The sequence below is a fragment of the Robiginitalea sp. genome (genome assembly GCF_049588695.1).
Classification (GTDB): domain Bacteria; phylum Bacteroidota; class Bacteroidia; order Flavobacteriales; family Flavobacteriaceae; genus Robiginitalea.
Map to the genome: position 1 here is coordinate 1 of NZ_JBAVZJ010000251.1, position 1,725 is coordinate 1,725.

The 1,725-nt window shown below is 50.0% G+C and carries 2 protein-coding genes and 1 pseudogene; all 3 read right to left on the reverse strand.

Annotation, left to right across the window (positions count from 1 at the left end; translation table 11 throughout):
* Positions 1-263, reverse strand: a 263-nt coding sequence (locus WBV75_RS06085; RefSeq protein WP_424119751.1) for an efflux RND transporter permease subunit, incomplete at its 3' end; no start/stop codon positions are given.
* Between the two features lie 2 nt (positions 264-265).
* Positions 266-1,453 (reverse strand): efflux RND transporter periplasmic adaptor subunit, encoded by a 1,188-nt coding sequence (locus WBV75_RS06090; RefSeq protein WP_424119752.1) that lies wholly within the window; start codon positions 1,451-1,453, stop codon positions 266-268.
* A 52-nt stretch (positions 1,454-1,505) separates the two neighbouring features.
* Positions 1,506-1,725, reverse strand: a pseudogene (locus WBV75_RS06095) (hypothetical protein); the annotation flags it as partial.

The window sequence follows — 1,725 nt, forward strand, 5'->3', positions numbered from 1 at the left end:
TTGGCATTGGTAGACTTCATGTAAATCATGTTGTCTACCCCATTCATTTCCTGTTCGATAGGGGTGGCTACGGATTCCTCCACATTCAGGGCGTTTGCCCCCACATAGGTGCCCCGGACCTCGACCACCGGAGGGGTAAGGCTCGGGTATTGTTCAATGGCAAGGCCGATAACAGATACCCCACCCACAATAACGATGACTATGGCGATTACCATAGCTACGATAGGTCTTCTCACGAAGAAATTTCCATTGTCGCCAGCCATCTTCAGAGTGTGGTTTTACTTTCGAATTCGGTGGGAACCGGGATGATTTTCATACCCGTTTGAACTTTTTGCAGCGCATCGATGACAACTTTATCACCGGGCTGCAGCCCATTTTCTACAATCACCATATCGCCAATTCTTCGACCGATTTCCACAGGTCTGGATTCAATAGTACTGTCCTGTGTTGCTACCATCACGGTATACAGTCCCTGTAGTTCCGTCAGGCACCGTTGTGGGATAACGATGGCCCCTTCAGCTATGGCCATCTGCAGGCGTACCTTGGCATATAAGCCCGGTCTGAGCAGGCTTGAAGAATTTGGAAAACTGGCCTGTATCAGCAAAGACCCCGTCGCTGCATTGATTTGGCTGTTGACAAAATCTATGGAGCCCTTCTCTTCAAAAACACTTCCATCGGCCAGGATCAGTTCGATATTGGTTTTTAGACGACCGGCACGGACATCCCTGGTAACTTCATCCCTGGAGCGTCCTTTGGAAAGGGCCCGTGCCAGCTCAAGGTATTTTGCCTCCGAAATGGAAAACTGAACCCGTATCGTGTCAATTCTGGAAAGGGTATTGAGGATGACCGGATTCGGGTCGCGGCCCACATATTCGCCCTCCCGGGCTTCTGTGGCGCCAATCAGACCGTCAATGGGAGCCTTGATGGAGCAATACCCCAATTTTATCTGGGCCTGCCTTAAATTGGCCCGGGCGGCATCGACATTTGCCCGGGAGGCATCATAGGTCGCCTGGGCGGCATCGAGGTCACTACGGCTTACCGCGTTCATTTCAGCCAGGGGAATATACCGGTCCAATTCGTTTTTGGCATTGACCATCATGGTTTGTGCCTCTGTCAGGCGACTTTGCTGTGCCGCTACTTCGGCCAGGTACGGATCCGGATCAATAGAGTAAAGGAGTTGCCCTTCTTTCACCCAGGAGCCTTCTTCAAAAGAGATTTTTTGAAGATAGCCGTCTACTCGTGCCCTAATGGGGATATCCTTTTGTCCGTATATCTGACCCACTAACTCATCGTAGAGGGGCAAGTCCTGTGGTTTGGCCTCAAATACAGTAATTTCACGGGGGCCCTGAAGTGGCGCTGCCTTGTCCCCGCAGGCATTCAAGACAGTCAAAAGTGTCAGGGCTAGAAGAACATGGCAAGAGGCGGTTGTATCTAAACTCAGAATCCGTTTCATTTCTTATTTTCCTAAATTTGTGTTAAAGTACAACAATTTCGGGAGGGTGGGCCTAAGGGGCATCCCATACAGGTGGTTTCCCGGTGAGTTCCCATTGCCCCAGTGAAATCGGAATATTCCCAATGGTGTTCAAGCTATCGAGGAAGGCCTTGATTTCAAAGGGTTTTTGATTCGTCTCGTATATTCTCGCGTATTCCATCATGGCTTGCTCCAACAGGTACTTTCCGGTAATATAGCTGCTTCCATAACCCGGCTGGCGCATATATAAATGC

What these genes read in the sequence shown, in the direction of transcription:
- WBV75_RS06090 (WP_424119752.1), bottom strand. Translation starts at nt 1,453, where the DNA reads ATGAAACGGATTCTGAGTTTAGATACAACCGCCTCTTGCCATGTTCTT.